The sequence below is a fragment of the Sedimentibacter sp. B4 genome (assembly GCF_000309315.1).
Lineage (GTDB): Bacteria > Bacillota > Clostridia > Tissierellales > Sedimentibacteraceae > Sedimentibacter > Sedimentibacter saalensis.
Genome location: NZ_CANG01000854.1, coordinates 1 through 345, shown reverse-complemented (window position 1 = coordinate 345; position 345 = coordinate 1). Strand labels below are relative to the sequence as shown.

Below are 345 nucleotides of genomic sequence, written 5' to 3'. Positions count from 1 at the left end.
AGAAGGTCGCCGCCCGCGAGGATCTGCGCTGGCACGACCTTCGCCACACCGGCGCGACTCTCGCCGCTCAGGTCGGCGCCACCACCGCCGAACTCCGGGCACGACTCGGCCAATCCACAACTGTCGCAGCCCAGCTCTACCAACACGCCGCGAAGGACCGAGACCGGCTCATAGCCGAACGCCTCTCACGCCTAGTGGAGAGAAGCGATTGAGTGCCGAGCGTGACACTTCTCTGCTCTATGTGTCTTCTTACCGTGATGGTTGAGACCGTGTCCGCCAAGGCTCGGAGGCGCAGTTGAGGGGAGGCTGGGAACAAAGGCGGGAGGTTGGGGACGAGGCGAGCGA

Annotated in this window: 1 pseudogene; it reads left to right on the top strand. The window is 64.9% G+C overall.

Annotation, left to right across the window (positions count from 1 at the left end):
• A pseudogene (locus BN358_RS27905) lies at positions 1-212 on the top strand (site-specific integrase); the annotation flags it as partial.
• Between the last annotated feature and the right edge of the window lie 133 nt (positions 213-345).